We start from the raw sequence: 3,534 nt of genomic DNA on the forward strand, positions 1-3,534 counted from the left end.
CCGCGGGCCGGCGCCCCTCGCGCCGGCCGGGGACCGGGCCCCACCGGTCCCCGCGACAAGGTCAGTACGCCAGCGCCGCCGGCCGGCCCAGCAGCCGCGCCCCGTTGTTGCCCAGCCAGCCCTCGGCGGCGGCCGCGTGCTGGGCGAAGGTGTGGATGTCCCGGAACCGGCGCTGCAGCGGGGAGGAGTCCCGGGCCGCGCCGCCGCCGGCCGCCCGGTAGCAGGTGGCCACCGCGGCGATCGCCTGCTCGGTCACCCAGGGCAGCGCCGCGGAGATGGTCGGTTGCAGCGCCGGGATCCGCTCCGGGTCGTGCGCGCAGGCCGCCCAGAGGTCGTCGGCGAGGTCGGCGAGGAGCGTCCGGGCGGCGCGCACGTTCAGGTCGGCCCGGCCCAGGTGGATCCGGAAGGCAGGGGAGTCGGCGAGCGGCTGCCGCGCGTAGAGCCGCTGCCGGTCGCCGGCGAGCAGCGCGGTCATGTCGTCGAGCGCGCCCTGCGCGATGCCGACCGCCACGGCACCCAGGTGCAGCACGAACTGCGCCAGTGGCGCCACGAACCCCGGCCCGGGCACGCACGGCGTGCCGGTGAACAGGTCGAAGGTCGCCTCCGCCGGGCAGAAGGCCGAGTCGACCACCACGTCGTGGCTGCCGGTGCCGCCCAGGCCCAGCACGTGCCAGGTGTCCACCACGGTCACCCGGTCGGCCGGGAAGAGCATCGAGCGGGTCTCCGGCGGCGCGCCGTCCGCGCCCGGGAGCGGCTGGCCGTCGGCGGTGACCAGGCAGTTGCCGAAGATCCAGTCGGCGTGCCGGCAGCCGCTGGCGAACGCCCAGCGCCCGCTGACCTGGAAGCCGCCGTCGGCCAGCTCGGCCCGGCCCTGCGGGGCGAAGGCGCCGGCCACCACGACGTCCGGGCCGGCGGCGTAGATCTTGTCGAACCGGTCCCGCGACAGCAGGGCCAGCAGGTGCGGGGTCTCCGCGCCGATCATCACGGTCCAGCCGGTCGAGCCGTCGGCCCGGGCCAGGGTCTCCAGCACCGCCATGCCGGTGCGCAGGTCCACCTCGTACCCGCCGTGGCCGCGTGGCACGAACATCCGGAAGCAGCCGGCGGCGCGGAGCCGGTCGAGCAGGTCGGCGGGCAGCTCCCGCTCCCGTTCGATCTCCGCGGCCCGCGCGGTCAACTCGGGCGTCAGCTCGCGTACGGCGGTCAGCAGGTCGTGCGCCATTGGTGGCCTCCCTCGGCATCGTGTGCGGCTCCACGGTGGGCGGCCCACCGTCCCGACCGCCAGGGACACCGGCACCGACCGGTCGGGACACCGCCGGAGCCCGGGTACGCCGCCGAACCGCCCGGACGGTCGGGACGCCTCGCCCCATGTGCCCGGGACGCCGGGACGGCGACGCTCTGAGTCGCGGCGCTCCACCGCGCCCCCGACCTGTAGGAGGAACCCGTGACCAGCGCCCTGCTCGACACCACCGCCGCGCCGGCCGTCACCGACCGCCCCCGCCGGGGCTGGGCGGTCGCCGGGGCCGTCGGCGGCCTCGCCGGCGTCGCCCTGTTCCAGGTCAGCCCGGCGCTGACCGACGTGGACCGGTCACTCTTTGCCGACAACGACCGCTTCGTGGCGGCCATGGCGGGCCGCGAGGCGTACGCCTGGGTGTTCCAGGTCCTGGCCGTGCTGGCCGCCGGGTGCCTGGCGGTCTTCGCGGCCGGGCTACGGCGGCGGCTGGCCGCCCGTGAGCCGGCCGGCGGGCTCCTGCCCGACGTGGCCGCGGCCGGCCTGCTGCTCACCGCCGCGCTGCTGCTCGTCGGCGGCGGCGTGGCCACCGAGCTGTACTGGGACCTGCGGCACCTGTCCGGGACCGACCCGGACACCGTCGCGGCGCTGGCCGCCGCCTACAGCACCCTCCCGTGGGTGTGGGCCGGGACCGGGCTGAGCGCCGGCGCGGTGGCCGTGGCCGGGCTGCGCCGCCGGTCGGTGAGCCGCTGGCTGGCGGTGTTCAGCCTGCTGATGGTGCTGCTCGTGGTGGTCACTCAGGCGGTGCCGCTGCAGTACCTGGCGCTGGCCCCGGCGGCGCTCTGGGCCACTGTCGCCGGCCTGACATTCGCGCTGGAGCGGCGGGGTCTCGGCAACTGACCCGGCGACTGCCAGGATCAGGACCATGTCCGCCGATCCGACGCCCGTGCCGTCCCGTGACCGCCGCCGCCCGGTCGCCGCCCGCCTGGTCGCCGTCGGCTGCGCGCTCCTGCTCGTCGGTACGGCCGTCTGCTGGGTGGTGGCCCACCGGCCGTGGGGCCTGTCGCAGCTCTACTTCCTGGTCGACTTCACCGACTGCGCGGTCTACGGCACGGTCGCCTGGCTGGCCCTGCTGCGCCGCGCCCACCCGGTGGCCTGGCTGCTCGCCGCGACCGGGCTGGGCGGCGGGCTGTCCGCGCTGAGCGCGCAGTACGTGGACCTGCTGGCGGTCCGGCCCGACCTGCCCGCGCCGGTGCTGCTCACCTCGGCCCGGGACTGGGCCTGGGTGCCCGGGATGCTCTCGCTCATCACGGTGGTGCCCTGGCTGGTCCGGGAGGGGCGGCTGCCCGTGCCGGCCCGGGTCGCCGTGGCGGCCGGCGCCCTGGTCACCGCCGGGATCGCGCTGTTCCACCTCACCTGGCCGGGGCGGCCGGGGCATCCCTCGGGAGCGCCGTTCCCGGTCACCGCACCGCGCTGGGCGGAGTTCGTGGTCGCCGGGGAGCCGTGGCTGTTCCGGGTGGTGCCGCTGCTCGGGCTGGTGGCGGCCGCCGGGGTGCTGCGGCGGTGGCGGACCGGGCCGCCGGCCGAGCGGGTGGGGCTGGGCTGGCTGGCGGTCGGCACCCTGCTGCTCGCGGTGAGCTTCGCCCCGCTCGGCTTCCCCGCCGGGTGGGCCCGCCAGGTTCCGGACTGGCTGGCCCCGACCGCGATGCTCGCCTCGCAGGCGTTCTTCCCGGCCGCGGTGCTGGCCGTGGTGCTCCGGCAGCGGCTGTGGGGGATCGAGATCGCGGTCCGCCGCACCCTGGTCTGGTTCCTGCTGACGTTCCTTCTGGTCGCCGCGTACGTGGTCGGGGTGAGCCTGCTCGACGGGCTGCTGCCGTCGTCGCCGGCCGTGCCGGGGGTGCTGGTCACCGCGCTGGTGGCGGCCGGCACCCAACCGGCCCGGTCCCGGGTGCAGCGCGGCGTGGACCGGCTGATCCACGGCGAGGCGGTGGAGCCGCTCGGCGTGGTCCGCGGCGTCGGCCACCGGATCAGCGCCTCCGCCGACCCGGCGGACGTGCTGGACGGGGTGGCGCGCAGCGTGACGGACCTGCTCCGGCTGGGCGCCTGCGCGATCGAGGTGGACGGCCCCGAGCCGTACGCCGCGCACGGTTCCTCCGCCGGCCCGGTGGGCGCGCCGCTGGTGCTGCCGTTGCTCCGGGGCGGCACCGAGGTGGGCCGGCTGGTCGCCTGGGCCCGGGCGGGGGAGCGGCTGGACGGGCGGACCCGCGCGGCGCTGCTCGACCTGGTGCCGTTGGTCGCCTCGGCCG

Annotated in this window: 3 protein-coding genes; 2 read left to right on the forward strand and 1 reads right to left on the reverse strand. The window is 77.5% G+C overall.

Going from position 1 to position 3,534, the window contains the following annotated elements; translation table 11 throughout:
- Positions 1-61: 61 nt before the first annotated feature.
- Positions 62-1,219, reverse strand: a complete 1,158-nt coding sequence (locus B0E53_RS34395) for an acyl-CoA dehydrogenase family protein (protein WP_107079709.1) — start codon at positions 1,217-1,219, stop codon at positions 62-64.
- 222 nt (positions 1,220-1,441) lie between these two features.
- Between B0E53_RS34395 and B0E53_RS34400 the strand changes: the two genes are divergently transcribed.
- Together B0E53_RS34400 and B0E53_RS34405 are read left to right on the forward strand one after the other, a co-directional pair.
- A complete protein-coding gene (locus B0E53_RS34400; protein WP_107079710.1) occupies positions 1,442-2,128 on the forward strand; it encodes a hypothetical protein in 687 nt (228 codons plus the stop codon).
- A gap of 25 nt (positions 2,129-2,153) precedes the next feature.
- The coding region (locus tag B0E53_RS34405; RefSeq protein WP_210406332.1) for a hypothetical protein at positions 2,154-3,534 on the forward strand (1,381 nt) is incomplete at its 3' end.

The organism is Micromonospora sp. MH33 (assembly GCF_003013775.1).
Lineage (GTDB): Bacteria > Actinomycetota > Actinomycetes > Mycobacteriales > Micromonosporaceae > Micromonospora > Micromonospora fulviviridis.

Bases quoted from the DNA above. Each gene is read 5' to 3' on its own strand.
- B0E53_RS34395 (WP_107079709.1), bottom strand. From the start codon at position 1,219: ATGGCGCACGACCTGCTGACCGCCGTACGCGAGCTGACGCCCGAGTTG.